The organism is Dyadobacter sp. SG02 (assembly GCF_900109045.1).
Classification (GTDB): domain Bacteria; phylum Bacteroidota; class Bacteroidia; order Cytophagales; family Spirosomataceae; genus Dyadobacter.
Map to the genome: position 1 here is coordinate 236,269 of NZ_FNYL01000012.1, position 21,358 is coordinate 257,626.

General features: G+C 51.5%; 15 protein-coding genes. 10 read left to right on the plus strand and 5 right to left on the minus strand.

Going from position 1 to position 21,358, the window contains the following annotated elements; translation table 11 throughout:
* The first annotated feature begins 31 nt into the window (after positions 1-31).
* From BMW93_RS25860 to BMW93_RS25880, 5 genes are all read left to right on the plus strand, one after another.
* On the plus strand, positions 32-1,390 hold the full coding sequence (locus BMW93_RS25860; protein ID WP_090383194.1) for an alginate export family protein: 1,359 nt from the start codon (positions 32-34) through the stop codon (positions 1,388-1,390).
* Between the two features lie 36 nt (positions 1,391-1,426).
* Positions 1,427-2,737 (plus strand): NarK family nitrate/nitrite MFS transporter, encoded by a 1,311-nt coding sequence (locus tag BMW93_RS25865; protein ID WP_090383196.1) that lies wholly within the window; start codon positions 1,427-1,429, stop codon positions 2,735-2,737.
* Between the two features lie 243 nt (positions 2,738-2,980).
* Positions 2,981-6,523 (plus strand): nitrate reductase, encoded by a 3,543-nt coding sequence (locus BMW93_RS25870; RefSeq protein ID WP_090383199.1) that lies wholly within the window; start codon positions 2,981-2,983, stop codon positions 6,521-6,523.
* Positions 6,524-6,824: 301 nt separating this feature from the next.
* Positions 6,825-8,309 carry a rubredoxin gene (locus BMW93_RS25875; RefSeq protein WP_090383201.1) on the plus strand — a complete coding sequence of 495 codons (1,485 nt, stop codon included), beginning with the start codon at positions 6,825-6,827 and terminating at the stop codon, positions 8,307-8,309.
* 2 nt (positions 8,310-8,311) lie between these two features.
* The gene (locus tag BMW93_RS25880; RefSeq protein ID WP_090383323.1) at positions 8,312-8,791 is read left to right on the plus strand and encodes a nitrate reductase associated protein; all 480 of its coding nucleotides are present in this window, start codon (positions 8,312-8,314) and stop codon (positions 8,789-8,791) included.
* Here the strand turns inward: BMW93_RS25880 and BMW93_RS25885 are convergent.
* From BMW93_RS25885 to BMW93_RS25895, 3 genes are all read right to left on the minus strand, one after another.
* Positions 8,788-10,092, minus strand: coding sequence for a TlpA disulfide reductase family protein (locus BMW93_RS25885; protein ID WP_229240812.1), 1,305 nt, complete (start codon positions 10,090-10,092; stop codon positions 8,788-8,790). The two genes, BMW93_RS25880 and BMW93_RS25885, sit on opposite strands and share 4 nt — an antisense overlap.
* 220 nt (positions 10,093-10,312) lie before the next feature.
* Positions 10,313-12,553: a M1 family aminopeptidase gene (locus BMW93_RS25890; protein ID WP_090383207.1), complete on the minus strand. Its 2,241-nt coding sequence runs from the start codon at positions 12,551-12,553 to the stop codon at positions 10,313-10,315.
* 105 nt (positions 12,554-12,658) lie between these two features.
* Positions 12,659-13,366 (minus strand): hypothetical protein, encoded by a 708-nt coding sequence (locus BMW93_RS25895; protein ID WP_229240814.1) that lies wholly within the window; start codon positions 13,364-13,366, stop codon positions 12,659-12,661.
* 427 nt (positions 13,367-13,793) lie between these two features.
* Between BMW93_RS25895 and BMW93_RS25900 the strand changes: the two genes are divergently transcribed.
* Entirely contained in the window at positions 13,794-14,075 is a 282-nt protein-coding gene (locus tag BMW93_RS25900) for a hypothetical protein (protein WP_229240816.1), read from the plus strand.
* Here the strand turns inward: BMW93_RS25900 and BMW93_RS25905 are convergent.
* Positions 14,054-14,248: a hypothetical protein gene (locus BMW93_RS25905; RefSeq protein ID WP_090383211.1), complete on the minus strand. Its 195-nt coding sequence runs from the start codon at positions 14,246-14,248 to the stop codon at positions 14,054-14,056. The two genes, BMW93_RS25900 and BMW93_RS25905, sit on opposite strands and share 22 nt — an antisense overlap.
* 237 nt (positions 14,249-14,485) lie before the next feature.
* The gene (locus tag BMW93_RS35575) at positions 14,486-15,073 is read right to left on the minus strand and encodes a hypothetical protein (RefSeq protein WP_177194196.1); all 588 of its coding nucleotides are present in this window, start codon (positions 15,071-15,073) and stop codon (positions 14,486-14,488) included.
* Between the two features lie 168 nt (positions 15,074-15,241).
* Here BMW93_RS35575 and BMW93_RS25915 point away from each other — a divergent pair, with 168 nt between their 5' ends.
* From BMW93_RS25915 to BMW93_RS25930, 4 genes are all read left to right on the plus strand, one after another.
* Positions 15,242-16,018 (plus strand): thioredoxin family protein, encoded by a 777-nt coding sequence (locus BMW93_RS25915; RefSeq protein WP_090383215.1) that lies wholly within the window; start codon positions 15,242-15,244, stop codon positions 16,016-16,018.
* Between the two features lie 164 nt (positions 16,019-16,182).
* Positions 16,183-16,833, plus strand: coding sequence for an RNA polymerase sigma-70 factor (locus BMW93_RS25920; RefSeq protein WP_090383219.1), 651 nt, complete (start codon positions 16,183-16,185; stop codon positions 16,831-16,833).
* Positions 16,834-16,841: 8 nt separating this feature from the next.
* Entirely contained in the window at positions 16,842-17,828 is a 987-nt protein-coding gene (locus BMW93_RS25925; protein ID WP_090383222.1) for a FecR family protein, read from the plus strand.
* 5 nt (positions 17,829-17,833) lie between these two features.
* Positions 17,834-21,331, plus strand: a complete 3,498-nt coding sequence (locus BMW93_RS25930) for a TonB-dependent receptor (protein WP_090383224.1) — start codon at positions 17,834-17,836, stop codon at positions 21,329-21,331.
* The last annotated feature ends 27 nt before the right edge of the window (positions 21,332-21,358 follow it).

Consider the following 21,358-nt stretch of genomic DNA (forward strand, 5'->3'; position numbering starts at 1 on the left):
TTGCTTTCACTCCAACCTAAACATAATCACAATGAGAAATGCTGTTTACCTCCTGCTACTGGGTATCCTCGGGACGGGTTTGCTGGCTCCGACGCGGACAATGGCGCAATTCAGCCTTTCGGGTCAGTTACGCACCCGGACGGAGTTACTCGACGGACAAGGCACGATGCTTTCCAAAGGCGAAAAGCCTGCCTTTTTCACGTCCCAGCGTACCCGCCTGAATGCGGGCTACAAGGGTTACCGGACACAGTTTTTCGTGGCCGTTCAGGATGTGCGCGTTTGGGGGCAGGACGCCTCGACGAACAACCGCATTACCAATTCGGCTATGAATGGATTGATGCTGCACGAAGCCTGGGGAGAAATCAGCCTGCTCGACACCAACCAGACGAAGCTCGGTAAAGAGTTTGCAATGAAGATCGGGCGGCAGGAGTTTCTCTACGACGACAGCCGCGTACTCGGCAATCTCGACTGGCTGCAACAGGCGCGGCGCCACGACGCAGCTTTGGTGAAGTACGGCTTCAATGGCTTTACCGCACATTTGGGCGTTGCGTATAACCAGAACCGTGAGCTCAAAACCGGTACTTTGTACGACGGCGTGCCCGTAGGCTATGCTGCTGGCACAAACGGGATCGGGACGATGTACAAGTCGTTACAGTTCCTGTATTTGGGTAAAAAATTAAAGCAGGGAAATGCCTCTTTTCTCGTTATAAAAGATGATTTCCAGAAATATACATTAGATACTGCAGGTGTTAAAAAACTCGCAAACGGTGTGCGGAGCCGTGTGACCGTCGGACCATACCTGCAAACCAAACTGGGCAAGAGCTGGACGCTGACTGCGAATGCATTCTACCAGACCGGCAAGGACAAGGACGGTGCGACGTTAAGCGCTTATATGTATTCTGTCCGGGGGTTGTATGCGATGAACCGGGTATTTTCCATTGGTCCCGGGTTCGACTACACCTCCGGCACAGCTAACGGCTCTGCCAAAAACCACACATTCGATCCGCTTTACGGCACGCCGCACAAGTTCTGGGGCCAAATGGATTACTTCTATGCCGCGAATGCATTCGGTAAAGGCGGCCTTTCGGACCTCTACATTAATACGACCATCAAAGCTTCCGAAAAACTTTCCATCAACACCGACCTGCACCATTTCGCGAGCGCAGCGACAGTCCGGGTTGCTGATAATCAGAAACTTTCGTCCAGCTTCGGCGAAGAACTCGACATTATCGCCAATTATAACCTAACCAAGACCATCAGCTTTCAGGGCGGCTACTGCGCATTTTTCTCCACCAACAGCCTCGCGCAGGTGAAGGGTGTGAAAAACCCGCAGAAAATGTCTAACTGGGCTTACCTGATGATCAATATCAAACCTGAATTCCTGAAATAAGTCTGTCACTACCAACCATTTCGAACTCTTATTACTATGGAAACGACCAATAAGCCGCTTGAAAAACTCAACATATTCAGCTTCAAGGGCGTGCAAATGCGTACCTTCCACCTGACCTGGATGGCGTTCTTCCTTTGCTTTTTCGGATGGTTCGGACTGGCCCCGCTGATGACCGTCATCAAAACCGACCTGGGACTGACCAAACCGCAAATTGGCAACATTATCATCGCTTCCGTAGCCGCAACGGTCATTGCCCGCATTGCCATCGGCAAGCTTTGCGACACCTGGGGACCACGGAAAACCTACACCGCATTGCTGGGCCTCGGCTCTATTCCCGTCATGACGGTAGGTTTGGTGGATTCCTATGAAGGTTTCCTGTTGTTCCGCCTCGCTATCGGCGTGGTCGGCGCTTCGTTTGTCGTCACACAATACCACACATCGGTCATGTTCGACAAGAAGATTGTCGGAACGGCCAACGCGGTGGCCGGAGGTTGGGGTAACCTCGGTGGCGGTATCACCAACATGGTTATGCCTTTGATTTTTGCGGCATTCGTAGGCGCAGGTTACTTGCCTGAATCGGCTTGGAGAATTGCGATGGTGATCCCCGGCGCGGCATTATTGATCTTCGCGTTCGTATACTACTTTTTCACGAAAGACACCCCTGCCGGTAACTTCGAAGACCTTGCCGTTGCCAATCCGAAAGCCACCAAAGCGAAAGGCACATTAGGCATCGCCATGCGCGATCCCCGCACCTGGGCACTGTTCCTGGCTTACGGGGCATGTTTTGGAATTGAGATCACTTTCGACAATGTAGCTGCATTGTATTTCTTTGAAAACTTCAATACCTCGCTGGCAACGGCGGGTATCCTGGCTGGTACATTCGGTTTTATGAACATTTTTGCCCGCGCTGTCGGCGGTATCGTGGCCGACAAGGTTGGCAACAAATGGGGGATGCTCGGCAAAGGTCGCCTGCTTGCATTGTTGCTCGTCCTGGAAGGGATCGGCATTGCATTATTCGCGCAGAGCGGCAGTATTATCGGCGCGGTGATTACGATGCTTTGCTTCGCGATGTTCCTGAAAATGGCGAATGGCGCTACTTATGCGATTGTGCCATTCATTAACCAAAAGGCGATCGGTTCGGTGAGCGGGATTGTCGGTGCGGGCGGTAATGTGGGTGCGGTACTCGCGGGCTTCCTGTTCAAATCGAGCACTATCTCTTATTCGCAGGCATTCATGTATATCGGTGTTGCCATTGCTTGTGTGGCTGCCGTTGTAGCATTGATCAATTTTGAAAAAACCCAGACTATTACCGCGGAAACCGGCCAATTGGAGCCTGTCGAGGCGTAAGGGTGTAGTCCTGGCGCTTTCCGTTGATTAAAATCAACGGTAATAGATTAAAAAAATGATGGATTTCGGAATGGGCGCCGCCCGTCGATTAAAATCAACGGAAATAGATAAAGAATCCCCTTGCCCCGGGTTTTAACCCGGGGATCCGAAAATTAAGAGAAAGGAAATCACTCATTCACTCATTCACTCATTCACTCATTCACTCATTCACTCATTCACTCATTCACTCACTCACTCATCAAAATGAAACCGACCCCAAACTCCTACAAATCGACCTGCTGTTACTGCGGCGTAGGCTGCGGGGTCGTGGTGACGAAAGAAAGTAATGGCCAGTTGAGCCTGGAAGGGGATAAAGAGCATCCTTCGAATAAGGGAATGCTGTGTTCCAAAGGCATGAACCTGCATTACACGGTGATGGACCAGTCCGACAGACTGCTTTACCCGCAGATGCGCCTCAACCGCTCGATGCCGTTGCAGCGCGCGACCTGGGATGAGGCTTTGGAGCGCACAGCGGCTGTTTTTAAAGCACTAATCAAAAAATTCGGGCCCGATTCAGTAGCGTTTTATGTCTCCGGCCAATGCCTTACAGAGGAATACTACCTGGTAAACAAGCTGATCAAGGGTTTCATCGGGTCCAACAATATCGACACCAACTCCCGCCTGTGCATGAGCTCGGCGGTGGTAGGCTACAAGCTGTCACTGGGCGAGGATAGCGTTCCTGTTTGCTACGACGACATCGAGGCGGCCGATGTCATGTACGTAACCGGCGCTAACCCGGCCTGGTGCCATCCCATTATCTGGCGGCGCGTGGAAGCGCACAAAACGGCGAAGCCGGATATCAAAATTATCTGCGTAGACCCCCGCGTGACCGACACCGCCCGCTCGGCCGACCTGCATTTGCAGATCCGCCCGGGCACCGACATTGTCCTCAACAACGCGATCGGCCGTTTGCTGATCGAAAATGATTATCTCGATGAGCGGTTTATTACAGACCACACCGATGGTTTTGATTTATTCCGGCTACAAGTAATGCAGCGCACTTTGGCGGAAGCGGCCGACATTTGTGGTGTCCCTTCCGCCGATATTGCCTTAGCAGCCGAATGGATCGGCCGTTCGAAAGGTTTTCTTTCCTTTTGGACAATGGGACTGAACCAATCGGTAATCGGTGTAAACAAAAACCTTTCGCTCATCAACCTGCATTTAATTACCGGTAAAATCGGCAGACCCGGCAATGGCCCATTCTCGCTAACCGGCCAGCCGAATGCCATGGGCGGTCGGGAAACGGGGGGCCTTGCCAATATCCTTCCGGGCCACCGTGAAGTGGCGAATCCCGGACACCGCGCAGAAATGGAGCAATTCTGGAACACGCCCGTCCGCATTGCCGACAAGCCTGGACTTACCGCGACAGAAATGTTCGAAGCACTGGCCGACGATAAATTGAAGGCGATCTGGATCATCAATACCAACCCTTTGGTAAGCATGCCGGACATGAACGCCGTGGAAAGCGCATTGAAAAAGTCGCGATTTGTCGTCGTTCAGGACGTTTCCAGCCGTGCCGACACCGTGCATTTCGCTGATGTGGTACTACCCGCTGCCGCCTGGCTCGAAAAGGACGGCAGCATGACCAACGCCGAACGCCGCATTACCTATCTCCCGAAGGTGCTCGACGCGCCGGGAGAAGCCCTGCCCGATTCTGAAATCCTCTGGCGTTTCGCCCAAAAGATGGGTTTTGAAAAAGCATTTAACTACAAAACCACTTCCGAGGTTTACGATGAATATGTAAAGGTTACGAAGGGAACGACTATCGATGTGACCGGCGTAAGTCACAAGCTGCTGAAAGAAAAACGCAGCGTCCAATGGCCATTATCGGTTCGTGATGCGGAACGCTCAGCAGAAGTGCGCCAACCGGGCACGAAACGCCTTTTCACCGACCATCAATTCTACACCAAAAACAAAAAAGCCCAAATCCACGCTGTCCCCGACGAAAACACATCCGAACCCACCGACGACCTGTTTCCTTTGGTTTTAACGAGTGGAAGGATTCGGGATCAGTGGCACACGATGACGAAAACCGGCCGCGTCGCGAAACTGAACAAACATATCCCCCAGCCTTTCCTGCAAATCCATCCCGAGGACGCACGCGAGCGGGGTATTTCGGAAGGCAGCCTGGTAACGGTGGGCAGCCGTCGCGGGGAGGTACGCGTAAAGGCGCAGGTTACAACAGATGTGCGTCAAGGCCTCTGCTTTCTGCCCATGCACTGGGGCAAAATACTGGGAAGCAACCTGGTACGTGCCAACAATCTGACCAGTCCGCTGGTTGACCCCAAATCCAAGGAACCCGATTTCAAGTTCTCGGCCGTACAGGTCGGTTTATATAAAAAACCATTTGAAAAAATCATCATCATCGGCGCCGGATCGGCGGGGCTGGGCTTTATCAACTCCTACCGCCAGCTGAATGCCGACGATGAGATCCATGTTTTTTCCAAAGAAATTTACCCGTTCTATAACCGGGTAATGCTGCCCGATTATATCAGCGGCACCCAAACCTGGGAACAACTCGTGAAGCTGCGCGAAGACCAGTTTGCCGAAAACCGCATTACCGTACATAAAGGCGTGAGTATCATGCACATCGATCGCAAACATAAAACGGTGATCGATAGCAATGGGCTGGAACACCATTACGACAAACTCATCCTCAGCATGGGCAGCAAGGCATTCATGCCGAAGGGCGTACCCAACCTGCCAGGCATATTCAATATGCGTTCGCGCCTTGATGCGGATTCGCTCCTGCCATTTTTGAAACAGCCCGAACCGCACGCGGTCATTGTCGGCGGCGGCATTTTGGGACTCGAACTCGCGGCATCTTTTCGTGAAATGGATGTAAAAGTGACCGTAATCCAGCGCAGTGGCCGTTTTATGGAGCGCCAGCTCGACCCGCTGGCCAGCGAGCTGCTCTACCAGGAGCTCCTCGACCGGGGTATCGAATGTTATTTCAACGATGAGGTGGCTACCTTCTCGGGTTCGGATACCGTGGAAGGGATCAGGCTGAAATCGGGGCGGAAGATCAGCTGCCAGGTGGTTGTACTGGCAATCGGCACCGTCCCGACCATCGACCTCGCCAAAGATGCCAGCCTTGAATGCAAGCGCGGCGTAATTGTGAACGATTATATGCAAACCTCCGACCCGGATATTTATTCAGCCGGGGAAATCGCAGAATGGAACGGGCAGATGTGGGGCATTACCCTCGCCGCCGAACAGCAGGCAGAAGTGATCGCCAATTACCTCGCAGGTGATATTTCGCAACCTTACAGGGGCAGCACCTCGATGAACATCCTGAAAATGGAGGGTTTGCAACTCAGCAGCATCGGTATGACCGACGTTCCCGCCAACGACCCGACTTACGAACAAATCGTATTTATCGATAAATCGAAACGCTATTATAAAAAATGCATCGTGCACCGCGACAAGCTCGTGGGCGCGATCCTGATCGGCGACAAAAACGAATTCCTCGAATTCCGCGACCTGATCGCTGGCGGAGTCGAGCTTTCCGAAAAGCGCCTGCAACTCCTGCGGGCAAGTCAGAAAGCCGAACCGGTAATGGGTAAGTTGGTATGCTCCTGCAACAACGTAGGCCAGGGAAACCTCGAAAAAGCCATTGCCGGCGGCTGCGGCGATTTCCAGAAGCTCTGCCAGACCACCGGCGCCGGGACCGGCTGCGGCTCGTGCCGGCCAGAGGTAAGGTCGATACTTGAAAAGGCGTTGGAAGCAAATCTGGTACCAAATTGAAATTGTGTCAGGTTTGGTCAGGAGTGGTCAAGATTGGTCAGGTTTGGTCAGGAGTGGTCAGGAGTGGCCAGGAGTGGTCAAGAGTGGTCAAGAGTGGTCAGGATTGGTCAGGAATGGTCATTTGTGGTAATAAGTAATCCTGACAACGCTCGACAACGCCTGACAATACTTGACAACACTTGACAATACTTGACAATACTTGACAACACCTGACAACACCTGACAATACCTGACAATACTTGACAACACCTGACAATACTTGACAACACCCGACACCCACTAACCACAAAACCGTAAAACGATGCGCGACTATTACCACATCAAAATCAACCTGCCGGGGGGCATTGCTTCGCCGGGGTACCTGAAAGATATTCTTTCGGCGGCGTGGAATGCGAATGTCCGCAAGGTCCGTTTCGGGTCGCGGCAGCAGTTGCTGATGACCGCGCATTACGAGGATATGCGGTTTCTGGAACGTGATTTTAAAAAGCTGGGCATCTTTTACGAGGTCAATACCGACCGCCGGCCGAATATCGTCAGCTCCTACTGTGGCGAAGACGTTTTCAGGACCGGGCAATGGCTTAATGCGAGCGAGTACCATTCCGTACTCGACAGTTTTGATGCCGAGCCCGGCTGGCAGCCCGGTTTGAAGGTCAATATCTCTGATTCAAACCAGAGTTTTACCCCGTTTTTCACGGGCAACCTCAACTTCATCTCCTCGCCGGAACCGCATTTCTGGTACTTGTATGTGCGTTTAAAACAGACCAACACGGTTTTCAAATGGGACTGGTTGATTTACACGAATGAAATCGGCCGCTTGTCCAAAGTAGTGGAAGAATGCATGCTCAATGAAGGTTTAAATGAGGAAAATGCATTAAAAACAACTGTAAACGAACGTATTCGCTACGTTTTTCAACAGTCGCAGCAGGAACTCGAACTACCTTCTTTTTCCCTGCCTTATTACGAAGGTTTCAACCGCTACGAATCGCGTACCTGGCTCGGGCTTTACCGCCGCGACGAGGAATTTACGATCGATTTTCTCCTGGACGTATGTACGCTATGCCTGAACACGCGGGTGGGTGAAATTTGCTCCACACCATGGAAATCACTGGTTATCAAAGGAATAGAAGACCAATACCGTGAAGCTTGGAGTAATATTCTGGGAAAACACAATATCAATGTCCGCCACGCCGCCAACGAGCTTGCTTGGCAGACGGAGGACCATAATGGCGACGGCGCAGAACTTAAAAACGAACTGATCCGGTATTTTTCCAAAAACGACACCCGTACTTTCGGCCTTTGCTTCGGAATACAGACCCGCCCTAAATCCGAGGTTTTCGGTTCGGTACTCATTCGGAAACGGCCGTTGCTACGGGTCGGGCAGTTGCCGCTATTCAGCGTCTACGACCTTTATTATACAGAAAACTTCAACCCGAACAGTCGCGCATTAGTGCCGTTTGAAAAAGGGTTATTCAAAATACATTTGCCTGCCCAGCTGGAACGTCTTTGCAGGCGGTTTAACAATCAGCGATCGAGGGATACTCTGAAAACTATGCTGTCCGAGCCCGACGAAGCCAAAGCGGCCGTCAAAACGGCGAAGATGGTGCACCAATGCCCCGATTGCCTGACGATTTATGATCCCGAGTATGGCGACATGCCCGGTGATATCCCACCCGGGACCGCCTTCGAAGACCTTCCGGCCGGCTACTGCTGCCCTATCTGCGACAGTGGCAAGGCCGTTTTCGAACCCATCGAACTAACCCGATCATCCAACCTCGAACCAGCATGAACATGACATCATTACCTGCCATCGAAACCCGCTTTTTCGCGTTTGAAAGCGATTTTGTAGATAGCCTGCGCTGCATTCCGATGATCGTCCGGTACAAGCTCGATACCTGTCGCGTGAAACTCCAACTTGCCGACTGGGCCAAATTCAACTACGAGGAAAAAGACCAGCTTGCAGAACTTCCCTGCCATTCCGCGGACGAGATCGAAGCATATGCAGGCTATGTGAACGCATTGGTCTGGACCTACACCAGCACCGTGCCCAGCCTGCTCAAAAACCTCGATCCCGCCTGGGTATACACGTACGTGCCCGCGGAGGTACGCGAGAAGGCGCAGGAATGGAACTGCCCCGTTATCTCTGCCGCCGAATGGATGCAGCTCGACGTGCTCGAAAGGTTTGCATTGGTAAAACTGAGCCGTTCAGGACATGAAGGACGAAATTTCCCGAGGGCGCTGGCGGAGTTTGGGCTGGCGGTGGCTTGTTAGTTTTGCGCTAATTCGTTAGCTATCAATAGCCTTTTCAGTTCATCTGCTACTTTGCCAGACGAAGGCCGCTTGGCATGTGCGGCCACCATTCGTCCTTGCGTGTCGATCAGCAGATAGCGCGGGATGCCCCATACATAATACTGGTTCCAAATGGATTGAGGGGAATCGCCGTCGTCGATGATATGAATGCCTTTGGGCACTTTGTCGCCTGCTACCATCTTTTTCCAGGCCAATGTATCGCGGTCAACCGAGACGTACAGGAACGCTACTTTGTCGTTACCCTTGAAATTCGCAAGCAGTTTTTTGGAGTCCGGAAATTCTTCTACGCAGGGCCCGCACCAGGTTGCCCAGATATCCACATACACGACCTTACCCCGAAAATCCGATAGCGACAATTTCTTTCCATCCGGTGTTAAACCGGAAAATACCGGCGCAGGCTTTCCCGGGCCGATTTTCTCCCATCTGGCAATATCTTCGCGGATTACTTTCTTGAAATCATTGGATGCAATCTCACTTTCAAGCTTCCCGGCAAGTTTTAGGATGGATGGCGAAAGCCCGCTACTACCGATCTGATAGTCAACACTTTTTACGCGAAGCAGCTCTTCAACTAGCTTCGGGTATTTTTTTGATTTAATCTTTTCATCAACAAGCAACGGGAAAATTGCCGCCAGCGAATCGCTATTCATTTTTTCATTCTCCTCGTAAATTGCTTCATTCATTTTATGCTGATAAAAAGTTGCGATCAATGCAAAATCGAACATTGCGGTTTTCAATGCGATAGAGTCGGCAGGTAATTCCCGGATTACTTTCCTCACGGACGGCGGTATATCCACCGAATCGGTTCCGTTCGCAAAATTGAATTGGTAAGCGAGCACGCTCATTTTAATATTCCGTTGTAAAAGATCCATTCTTTCCTGAGAAACACCCGGATTGGATTTGATTTTAGCCAGCAATTGATCGTAGCCTTTTTGCAAAGAATCTTTTGCCAAAAGAAACGTATCCTGGTCGAGACGAAACGAATAGGTCCCATTCCACTTTTCCAACCCCTGTCTGAATTGCCCCGCTTCGTTGATAAATTCCTGCGCAGCTGCGCCGTCGCCTTCAAAGCTGAATGCATGCTTGGAACCAGGTTTCGATGGAACGATGGTAAGTTCGTCGCCTGGAAAAACAAGAAGGCCCGCCGCGAATTTTCCTGCATTAACTCCTACAAAAACGGGCGCATCAAGCGTAAATTCAACAATTCCCTTCCCGGCACTGTCCAACACAGCCCTGCCCAGACCAATACTATCCAGGGTAACCATCTTCGTGCTGCTTATCATAACAGTGTCGCCCGCCGCCTTGGGAAAGTTTACAGAGATTTTAACCAAATTCTTTCTCTTCTGGTCGCAGCCGTTTAATTGAAAAAGAAAGCAAATTAAAAGCAGGAGATATCCCGGATAGCGCATTTTGCTGAGGTTTAGTTAAATACAATATTACTCAAACCGTTTTACGCTAATCAAATGGGTTTTGTGGAGATTAAGGCTATTCTTTTAAAAATTTAACATATTTTAAAAGTTGTCCGTTTTCTATCTGAAATGCTAAAATATATAGTCCGCCAGGTAAAAATGAGACATCGACTGACAGTTCAGAACTGGAATCGGCTATTTGATTATCATTTAACCAATACACCTGACCTGAAATATGGTTGACGGAAACCGGTTTGAATCTCTTTCCACCCGTCGAATTTTTGATCCGCAAAACAGATTGAACCGGATTGGGCGCCATTACAATATCTTTCATTGCAGCCCCACATTCAGCAACTACAATCCGTGTTTCCTGCGATTTTCCATCCAAGTCATATTCTTTAATGCGGTAATAACTTTGGTTTAATGCATTTTCGATTTGAAAAGAATAATTATTTTCAACATTCGAATTACCCACCGCAGGCACAATACCTTTCGAATCCCAATGGCGGGCATCGTTGCTGGCAAGTATTTCAAAATAATCCGCATTTACTTCTTCCGTGGTTGCCCAGCTGAGTCGTGCACTATTACCACTGCATTCTACGCCAAATTTGCTGAAAACCACCGGCAGCGGACCGGAAGCTTTGGTCAGCGTATTGTTCCGAGTGATCAGCCAGACGTCCGGGTCGAAAATTACTTCGGTGGCTTCAAAGCCGAGGTTATCCATGAAAACCTGTCCATTCAAAGTGTTGTTGAGTACCACCAGCTTCTCCTGATTGGTACCCGCATTGCGGAAAAGCAACGGCACAGGCAGCTGGAAGAAACTCACCGACGCATGCGATTGCGTCTGGCTCAGCTTCACCTGTACCGAATTACCCGCCGGGTACCATTCGACCTGGTACGACGGGTACCCCTGGCCGGTAAACCATTGATTGAAAAAATAGGTCAGATCCTTCCCGCTGGCCGCTTCCAAATGTGTTTTCAGATTGGCCGTGGTCGCATACCCATAGGCTAATGCGGGGTCGTTGATGTAGTTATTGATCGCCGTAAAAAAAGTGGCGTCACCCAATATCCAGCGCAGCATATAGAGCAAATGCGAGCCTTTGTAGTAACTCAGACGGCTGCTGAAAATCCGGTTCACATCATTCACATTATCCACCCAGACGGAGCCGCCGGGTAGCGAGGTGATATTATTGATTTCGTTGGTACGGGTGATTTTGGTATTCGCCGGATATTTGGCCTCCGAGTAAATGCTCGCGAGATGCGTAGCGAAGCCCTCGTTCAACCAGATATCCTGCCAGCTCCCGCAGGTAATTTTATCACCAAACCACTGATGTCCGAGTTCATGCGCAATGAGTGTTTCACCCATATTGACCATGAATGAACACGTCTGGTGCTCCATCCCACCACCCCAGCCAAATTGCACATGGCCATATTTCTCGTTCTTGAACGGGTAATCGCCAAAAAGGTTACTGAACTGCACCATCGCATTGAGCGTATTCTGCACGCCATTTTGAAAAGTGAACTGGCTCTCCGGGTAGCAATAAGTTTTGAACGGTACGTTGGTAGCACCTATCATCACGCTATTATCCAGCACATTATAGTTAGTAACAGCAATAGCCACCAGATAGCTCGCAATCGCGTAACGGTGCTTCCAGTGCGTACGGGTTTTTGCGCCCGCTACCGCTGTTTCACTTTTCAGCAATCCGTTTGAAGCGGCCTTGTAGGCTGCGGGATGCGTAATGTATATATCCAGTGAATCGGCCTTATCGTCGAGGCCGTTTTTGCAGGGCCACCAGTCGCGGCTTCCGTACGGTTCGCTTAATGTCCACAGTACCGGCGTCGCGGATGGCCCGTGCGTGGTCACGACGAAAGCACCGAAAGTCGGCGGGGGCGCTCCCTGATAGTTGATCGTAACGGAATCTTTTGTTCCTGCCCCGAGCGGAGCTTGCAATGTAATCGTCAGTGCGTCAGCGGCATGCGTGAAAGCCAAATTGCTGCCATGTTGCTGCACCGACGACACCGTCAATGCGCTGGACAGGTCGAGGGTAATGCTGTTCCCCGCGGTACTCATCACAAAATGGGGCGTCACAATGCCTTTGATATTGTTCACCGCAGGATCAACCTCCCATTCGCAACGATAGTACTTCACGTCGAAGTTGTTGGAAGCCATCACGCGCAGGCCCGGCGCATTCAACCGCAATCCGGCACTCCGGCTTTCGAGCACGGCTATGTCGGAAGTGGAGAAATCCGCAGCGGGTTCCTGGGCAAATGCCCGTCCGGCGAGCAACATAAAGAGGAGCAGGAAAGGTGTTTTCATAGCGTGTTGTAAATTGTAAGTATATCATTACCAATACGCTAACTTAACCAATTGCGGACAATTCTTTTCCGTTTTCCTTCCAAATGTTCAAATGGCGGGTTTCAGTTACAGGGAGGTAAGCACATCGCAAAACCCGAGTAGTCTTTGCAGATCGTCGGCATTGCCGAAATCGATACGGTTCTCACGCATGTAGCGCGCGAGCTGGCGCCTGTTGCGCCCATACACCCGCAGGAACGCGCGACGCGACGCGGGGTGCACGACCCGGTTCTGATCAATCAGAAAATAGGTCGTTTTCACCTTCCAACGGTTCCCGGAAGCATTATTTTCCCATTGGAAATTTCCGTTGTGGTTGCTCACCATCAATGCATGCGCTGAATTTCCTTCCGACGCCGAAAAGTGCTGACCCGAATGGCTGAGGCTATTGCCCGCAGGTTCAGGCTGCGTCCGTGCGGCCAGCAGCACGCGCCCGGGGCTTCCGATCACCTCCATATCCGAGTGAGCCTCGGTAAGCATAAACCGGCGCTCCCCGATCGAAACGTAATCAATCAGATATTTACCCGTAAAAAGCAGTGTATCCGCCTGCGGGTTGAGAAACTGCATCTGGCCACGCTGGAAATGGTAGTTCACAAGCGCTTCGCGTTGGGTACCATTCCTGAAATGGACCGTCCCTTTCACGAATACGGGAAACAGGTAGGTGGCGGGCTGCTTTGCCTGCGCGTTTTCGGATGCGTGAACAAAGCACGCGACGTTTAATGGGACGTGCGAAGAAATTGGTCGATGGATCAACAGGAAGGCAAGCAGCAGTGTTTTCATAATGGTTCAGGAAAACGATTGGTGATACAACTTCTGCTCTAAAGATGCTACCAGCTCATTTTCATACCCTTATGTTCACTTAAACTTTTACAAATACTTCATTGAAAAGGTATATAGTAAGCTCATCCGGTAACATTGTGAAGAATTTTTCTACAACCTATTTTAAAAAAACCAGTTAAATTCTAAACTTTTCGTAATACTAATACTACATTTTTAATTCAAAACGTATATATTGCCGTTCATAAGGTTCAATACCGCCAACCAACGTTATTAAATTGCGAAACCGGATACATCGGCACACTTTTGGTGCCGGTTAGATCCTACATCAATGGAATTCATGATGGAAATCGGAACAATCAAGGCGGTACATATATATACTCACCGACGATTATATGTTACGGCCGAACTGGAGTTGAACCTGAAAGGAGTGAAATACATATTTGGCGGGCACGACGTCTTACTGTCGGGCATGAATGGCGGCGAATCGGCCGATCCACCGTTCCTGGGCAGGTTCCTCTTCAGGTGCATGCAAATTTGCAGGGTCGATAACTGGGACCAACTGAAAAGCTCGAAGGTATTGGTGGAAATACAACATGGCAAAGTAGTGGCCATCGCCGACATCACCGGCAACAACTGGTTCAACCCGACCGCGGAATTCGAAGCAATGGGCCAGGAGAAAGAACAACGCTATTCCAGCCGGACTTCATAAATACCATTCTCGCATTTCTCCGGCACAGCCAGTTCTAAATGTTCCTTAAGGTTCACCCGCAGGTAATTTTCGATTGCAAGTATCGCATCATTCTCCGACTCCGCCCCCGACACCGCCAAAACCACTCCCGGTTCCAGCCGTCCTGTTTCATCAAGATTGGTTATACTTGGCATGATAGATTTGTCAGTTTATTGATTAAACTAGCTTAAAGGTATAAGTCGCGCATAGTAAAAGTTAGGCGGAGCAAAAGTTAGGCGTAGTAAAAGTTGGGCGTAGTCTCAGACTACGTCCGAGCGACACGCGGTCTCTGACCGCAACACCATGCAATGCCGGTCGGAGACCAACCTACACCCGACGTACTGACAAACTACGCCCAACTCTTACCACTCCTTTCTCCGCTCACCATCTCCTCACGGAATTTTACCCGGTGTCGTAGTGCTACCCGGCACGGTCGAAGACGGGATCGTTGTGCTTTGCGGCACCTGTGCAGGCTGCGTGGTTGCACCCGGAATGCTGGTTTTCGGCACATTGCTGTTACTCGGGTTTGTACCTTGTTGCAGGTTGCCCGGAGTGGTGGTGCGTGGCACGGCATTCGGATCGGTCGGGGTTGCGGGAACGGTCGATGGCGTAGTCGCGCTGCTTGGGACGGTGCTGGATGGCACGGTCGATGGCTGCGTCGTTGAACTCGGGGTAGTGGTGCTCGGAACGGTCGTCGGCGATGGCTGCGTCACGGTGCTGCCGGGCCTTGCGGCGCCTGGCAGGTCGGACGGTTGCACGATGGCGCCCGGAACGGTTTTAGGCTGTGTCGTATTGCCTGGGTAGGTCGACGGTTGTGTCGTGCTTGGCGTAGTCGACGGCTGCGTGGTACTTGGGACGGTAGCAGGCTGCGTGCTCGAAGGCGTGGTGGCCGGTGTAGTCGTCTGCGCAAAGGCGGCGGCCCCTAATGTGGCACTACCGACCAGGGTTAATGCAATGATATTCAATTTTATAGCTTTCATAATAAAGTATGTTTTAGTTGTTGAATGTTTTCAGTTATGAGCTCAATGTTGAAAAAGAATCATACCAGAAGCGCGTTTGTCTCAAACACCCCCTGAAATAGACGTTTTTACACGCGCTGTTTGCGTGATTAATTTGTGAGTTTTGTATGAAACTAAATCCAGAAACCAATGGAAAAGCAATTGGACACCATGGCCGACCGCTTGGAGGAAAGCCTCGCAACGCATCGCGTCGTATCGCAGGAAGAATGGACCAGAGCGCGAAAAGATCTGCTCAAAAAGGAAAAGGAACTCACGCGCCTCAACGACGAGCTCAGCCGCCAGCGCCGGGAATTGCCCTGGGTGAAGGTCGATAAATCCTACATTTTCGACAGTACCGAAGGAAAACGCTCGTTACCAGACCTTTTCTATGGCAAAAGCCAGCTTATCGTTTACCATTTCATGTTCGCCCCGGAATGGGAAGAAGGTTGCCCGGGCTGTTCCTTTCTCGCCGACCATATCGACGGCGCCAATCTCCATTTGCAGCATCACGACGTTTCGGTGGTCGTCGTGTCGCGTGCGCCGTTGGAAAAGCTTCTTACATTTAAAAAGCGCATGGGCTGGAAATTCAACTGGGTGTCGTCCTATGGCAGCGATTTCAACTACGATTACCACGTATCGTTCACCAACGAGCAACTCAAAAACGGCACGATCTATTACAATTTCGAGTATTCGAAACACGACGAAGGCACCGAATCGCCGGGTACCAGCGTGTTCTACAAAGACCGTACAGGTAACATTTTCCACACTTATTCCAGCTATTCCCGCGGCGGCGACATCCTTATCGGCACGCACAATTACCTGGACCTAACACCCAAAGGCAGAAATGAAGACGGGATCATGGACTGGATGCGCCACCACGATAAATATGAGGATTTCAAAGGCGATGCGGGCAGTTGCTGCCATTAACAGCAGCCTGCCGCTACTTTTTCGATATTTCGCAATTAGCGCTTTTCGTGCTATTATATTCTGCTCAATAAAGATTTATAATTTTTTTATTCGCAACATAGGGAAAAGTAGTCTTTAATTGTCTGGTGGAGGTAATTTAAAGCCAGCCTTTTGACATCCGACTAATGACTGCTTTTCCGCTCAACCCACTGGAAGAAGATTTTCCCGGCCAACAACCGGAAAACCATGACCGCGTCAGGTCGGAAGCGATCGTTCCCGACGACGAATGGCTGCTGCGCAGGCAATTTGCCGAAGCGCCGGATAAGGCTTGCGAGCTGCTTTTCCGGCGGTATTATGTGAATCTGTGCAACCATACCATCCGCTTTGTCCATTCCAGGGAAGTAGCGGAGGACATTGTTTCCGAGATTTTTACCGCATTCTGGCAAAACCAGACTTTCCGGCACATTAACACTTCCTACCGGGCGTATCTTTATAAATCGGTCCGTCACCGTGCCTACAATTACCTCAAATGGCAGGTCCGCTTCCAGCATTCTGCCGATGAGCCGGTCCATCCGTCGGAAAGTCCGAGCCCACACGAGGTGTTGCAATATTCCGAACTCCATCAGAAAATCGAGCTTATTGTCCGCGAATTGCCTGCGCAATGCCGCCGCGCCTACCTTTTGAAGCGCGTCGAGGGAAAGAAATACGACGAAATAGCACAGGAAATGAAGATCAGCGCCAAGGCGGTGGAAGCACTCGTCAGCCGGGCGCTCAGCCGCCTGCGAAAGGAATTGTCCGCGCATTGGGTCTTGTTCATTATGCTCTTTTTCTGCTAATCCACACCATGAAGGAATCTGTTATCCAGTTACTGCTATTCGATTTTTTTGAAGGGAAAACAACGTCCATCCAACGGAAAATGATCGAAGAATGGCTCGCGGAAGAATCTAACCAGGAACTCTTCTACCGCTACCTCGACCAATGGGAGAGCGAACATCCCCAATTTGGCCCCAACAAAGAAATCGCCCTTGAACACTTCCGCTCGGTGATGGCGGGTGCGGACGAAACAGAGTTACACAACATAGAACCGGAGCCGGAAAGGCCATTCAGGGCACGGCGCTGGTTTCTGGCCGCCGCAGCGGTCGCGTTAGTCGCTGCCGGACTCGCATTTCAGAAACAAATCCTTTACAAATCTCTGGACGCGGGTCCGGGTAAAAGGATAACCTACCGCCTCAGTGAAGGCACCGAAGTCCTTTTGAATGCAAACTCCACACTTTTGGTACCCCGTTTTGGATTCCTGCATAATGAACGCGAAGTTTTCCTGGACGGAGAGGCGGAGTTCAAGGTGACGCACACCCGCAACCACGACCGCTTCGTCGTGAAAATGAGCGACCGGTACCAGATCGAAGTGCTCGGCACCGAGTTCGTCGCATTCTCGCGGGCGCGCGGCAAAAGAGTATTCCTGAAAGAAGGGAAGGTCAAGCTGGGGCTACCCGAAGGCAGGCAGATTTATATGAAACCGGGCAATGTATTTGTCTCCGGTCAAAACGGCTCCTATAAGATGACCGTCCCCACCGATACCCGCCCGTACACAGCCTGGAAAGAGCAGACTTTTTATTTCAACAATACACTGCTTTCCGACGTGGCGCAGCAAATCGGGGAGCAGTTCGGAACGCAGGTGCGTATACCCGACACGTTACTGGCGCAACGGAGGATCGGCGGCATTTACAAGGCCGATCAGGTGGATGACCTATTGCAGATTTTGTCCGAACTCATGCAAATAGAAGTCATCCAGAAAGAGGATCACATCGAACTGGCTATTCCTAAACCTTAATCAATATGTCCAAACAATTACTTACCAAACCAGGGCTGGTACTGATCGCGCTGCTGGTGGGCCGTGGGGCAATTGCACAGAACGTCGCATTTGTGCAGCCCGTGCGGCACCACGCGGAACGCCAGGCCGGGCCTGAAACCCAAAAGCTCAAAGAAGCACTCCTCGAACTCGGTAAAAGGTATCAGGTCAACATCGTGTTCGAAGAATCGACCGTCCAGGGTATTTCGATCGTCGTGACACCCGAAACGGGGAATGTGAAATTTGAAAAGAGACTTGAATCGCTGCTGAACCCCAACAACCTGGAATTCAGGAAGTCGAGAAAGGGCACCTACCTCATTATCAAAAAACAGGCTAAAAAGGCGGCTTCCGAACAATCGCAGACCACCGAACTCACGAACGACTTTCCTGTGCCCGGCACGCCCGCTCCCGTGGAGGTACGCGTCGCGGCAGCGGACGTCCGGATCGCCGCTATTCCGGTTAAAGGCCGGGTACTCGACGCCAAGGGCGACGGCCTCCCCGGCGTGAGCATTGTAGTGAAAGGTACCAACCGGGGCGTCACCACCGACGCCTCCGGGAATTATCAGGTAACTGTCGACGATGCCAGCTCCGCATTGATTTTCAGCTTTGTAGGCTTTGCGAGCCAGGAGGTCGTGGTCGGTAACCGCACCACCCTGGACGTTGTGATGACCGAAAACGTGAATGCATTGGATGAGCTCGTGGTAGTGGGTTATGGCGAACAGTCGCGGAAGGATCTGGTCGGGTCCGTAGGCGTGCTGAGCCGGAAAAACTTCGGGGATGTGGGTGTGAGCAATACTTCGCAGCTCCTGCAAGGCAAAATCGCCGGCGTGCAGGTGGTCAATAACAGCGGCGTACCCGGCGCGGGTGCGCAGATTGTCGTGCGCGGCACGGGCTCGTTCACCAGCGCCGCCCCGCTTTACGTCATCGACGGCATTCAGAGCGACGCCACGATGTTCAATTCGCTGAGCCCGTACGACATCGAATATATCAGCGTACTGAAAGACGCTTCCTCCGTGGCCATTTACGGGGCGCAAGGCGCGAATGGTGTCGTAGTGGTAACAACGCGATTGCCCAAAACCGGTAAGCCCCGCGTCACCTACAACGGCTACGTCGGCATTTCGAAGCCGTGGAAACAGTTCGATATGCTCAATGCCCAGCAATACACCGATCTCGTGAAGGAATGGTATACCAATTACGGCCAGCCCCTCCCACCCCGCCTTGCCACACCGGAGGCCAATATCACGAAGACCGACTGGCAAAAGGAGATGTTCCGCACCGCCAAGATGACCGAGCACCACATCAATATCGGCGGCGGCACCGAGCATGTCACTTACAGTTTTTCAACCGGTTATACCAAACAGGAGAGCCAGGTGGTGGACCTCAATTTCACCCGGGCCAACTTCCGCTTCAATCTGGAAGAGTTTATCGGCAAACGCATTAAGCTGGGCCAGCAGCTCAATATCCGCTACCAGGTATCGGACGGCAACACGGCCAATATCCTGAACGGCCTTCGCATGCCGCCCTACATTTCGGTTTACGACCCTACCAACCTGCTCGGCGGCTACGGCATCGCCACCAGCGCGAAGGATGGCAACGACTCCCAAAACCCGCTGATTATTCCAAACCTCTACGACACCAAGAACCGCAACCTGAATAACTACCTGCAATTGTACGGCGAACTCGACATCATCGAAGGCCTCCGGTTCCGCACGCAGTTCGGGGGAACTTATAATTTTAACCAAAACTACTCCTATAACCCCACTTATGCCGGTAACCAGCTCGTGACACAAAGCCAGATATCGGAGGGTTACGGGTATAACCTGAGTTACATTCTTGAAAATTATTTTACCTACAACAAACAATTCAAAGACCACGGACTGACCCTCACGGCCGGTAATTCCTACCGCGACGGCTATCTGTCGAGATCCGTGAACCTGGTCGGAAGCAATTTTGCCAATACTGAAATTCATCAGATCGGTGTAGCCAAGACGGTAAATTTCAGTTCAGGTGCGGCCAATTCCAACTCCCGCTTTATCTCCTACTTCGCCCGTGTGAATTATAATTTCAAAGAAAAATACATTCTCACGCTGACGGGACGCCGCGACGCCACTTCACTATTCAGTAAGGATAATCGGGTAGGTTACTTCCCCTCCGCTGGTTTGGGATGGCGCATTTCGGACGAAGCATTCATGAAGAATATCCCCTTCATTTCCGACCTGAAACTGCGGACCAGCTGGGGTAAGACGGGTAACTCCAATATTGCGGGCTTCTCCTACCAGTCGACCGTATGGACCGGCTCCGGCAACAGCGTGGTGTACCCGCTCGGGCCCAATGAAACGCTCGTCAACGGCGCGACGGTCACAATACCTTCGACGCCCAACCTGAAATGGGAAGAAACTTCGACCATCGACGTCGGCCTCGATGCCTCATTCTTTCACAACCACTTCACGGTGAGCGCAGGCTATTACAATCGCAAGAACAAAGACCTGCTCGTAGAAGTCCCGGTTGCATTGTCTACCGGCTACGGGGGCGTAAGCGGCGCGTCGGCCAGCCAGCTGATCAACGCGGCGTCCGCATTCAACAAAGGGTTTGAACTGACATTGGGCTACAACGGTACCAACAAGGACCTTCGGTACAGCATCAATGTAAATGGAGCTTACAATAAAAACCAGGTTACCTCGCTGGGCACGCAAGGCGCCGTACCTATCATTGCAGGCGCATTCTACTCCGTTCCAGCCATGTCGCGCACGGAAGTGGGCCATCCGATCGGCGCTTTTTACGGGTACAAATACGACCATGTCGCGATCGACAATGCGGATATCGAAAAATACAATGCGTTGGCGCGGCAGAAATCGGGCGATCCGAACGCCGTATACCAGGCGGGCTTGCTTCCGGGAGACCGTATTTTCCAGGATATCGATGGCGACGGGCAGGTTACCCTCACCGACCAGACCTTCCTCGGCAGCCCCATTCCGAAACTGACCTACGGCGTGGACGTGAACCTCAACTACAAGAATTTCGATTTCATGGCGACCTTGCAGGGCGTTGCGGGTATCGACATTATCAATGGTACCAAATACTACCTGGAAGGCGTAGCCCTGCCATTCAATACCAAAACCACCGTACTGAACCGCTGGCAGAAGCCGGGCGACGTTACGGATATCGCGCGGGCCGGACAGAACTACGGTACCGCCGCCAACCTCCGCAATTCCTCCTGGTACGTCGAAAATGGCGCCTACGCACGTGTACGTAACGTGACGCTCGGGTACACGGTACCGGGCGCGAAGATCAAGCCATCGACAGGTAATGTCATTTCCAGCCTCCGTGTATACCTCACCGCGCAGAACCTGTTCACATTTACCAATTATTCGGGCTACGATCCCGAGGTGACGGGCAGCGGCAGCTTCATTTTCGGAAGGGGCATCGATACCGGCCAGGTACCACAGCCGCGGACGTTCATGCTCGGTCTGCAACTCGGGTTCTAGACAAAAAATTTAAGCTTCTCTAAACAG

What these genes read in the sequence shown, in the direction of transcription:
- BMW93_RS25860 (WP_090383194.1), top strand. Translation starts at nt 32, where the DNA reads ATGAGAAATGCTGTTTACCTCCTGCTACTGGGTATCCTCGGGACGGGT.
- BMW93_RS25865 (WP_090383196.1), top strand. Translation starts at nt 1,427, where the DNA reads ATGGAAACGACCAATAAGCCGCTTGAAAAACTCAACATATTCAGCTTC.
- BMW93_RS25870 (WP_090383199.1), top strand. Translation starts at nt 2,981, where the DNA reads ATGAAACCGACCCCAAACTCCTACAAATCGACCTGCTGTTACTGCGGC.
- BMW93_RS25875 (WP_090383201.1), top strand. Translation starts at nt 6,825, where the DNA reads ATGCGCGACTATTACCACATCAAAATCAACCTGCCGGGGGGCATTGCT.
- BMW93_RS25880 (WP_090383323.1), top strand. Translation starts at nt 8,312, where the DNA reads ATGACATCATTACCTGCCATCGAAACCCGCTTTTTCGCGTTTGAAAGC.
- BMW93_RS25885 (WP_229240812.1), bottom strand. Translation starts at nt 10,092, where the DNA reads ATGGTTACCCTGGATAGTATTGGTCTGGGCAGGGCTGTGTTGGACAGT.
- BMW93_RS25890 (WP_090383207.1), bottom strand. Translation starts at nt 12,553, where the DNA reads ATGAAAACACCTTTCCTGCTCCTCTTTATGTTGCTCGCCGGACGGGCA.
- BMW93_RS25895 (WP_229240814.1), bottom strand. Translation starts at nt 13,366, where the DNA reads ATGAAAACACTGCTGCTTGCCTTCCTGTTGATCCATCGACCAATTTCT.
- BMW93_RS25905 (WP_090383211.1), bottom strand. Translation starts at nt 14,248, where the DNA reads ATGCCAAGTATAACCAATCTTGATGAAACAGGACGGCTGGAACCGGGA.
- BMW93_RS35575 (WP_177194196.1), bottom strand. Translation starts at nt 15,073, where the DNA reads ATGAAAGCTATAAAATTGAATATCATTGCATTAACCCTGGTCGGTAGT.
- BMW93_RS25915 (WP_090383215.1), top strand. Translation starts at nt 15,242, where the DNA reads ATGGAAAAGCAATTGGACACCATGGCCGACCGCTTGGAGGAAAGCCTC.
- BMW93_RS25920 (WP_090383219.1), top strand. Translation starts at nt 16,183, where the DNA reads ATGACTGCTTTTCCGCTCAACCCACTGGAAGAAGATTTTCCCGGCCAA.
- BMW93_RS25925 (WP_090383222.1), top strand. Translation starts at nt 16,842, where the DNA reads ATGAAGGAATCTGTTATCCAGTTACTGCTATTCGATTTTTTTGAAGGG.
- BMW93_RS25930 (WP_090383224.1), top strand. Translation starts at nt 17,834, where the DNA reads ATGTCCAAACAATTACTTACCAAACCAGGGCTGGTACTGATCGCGCTG.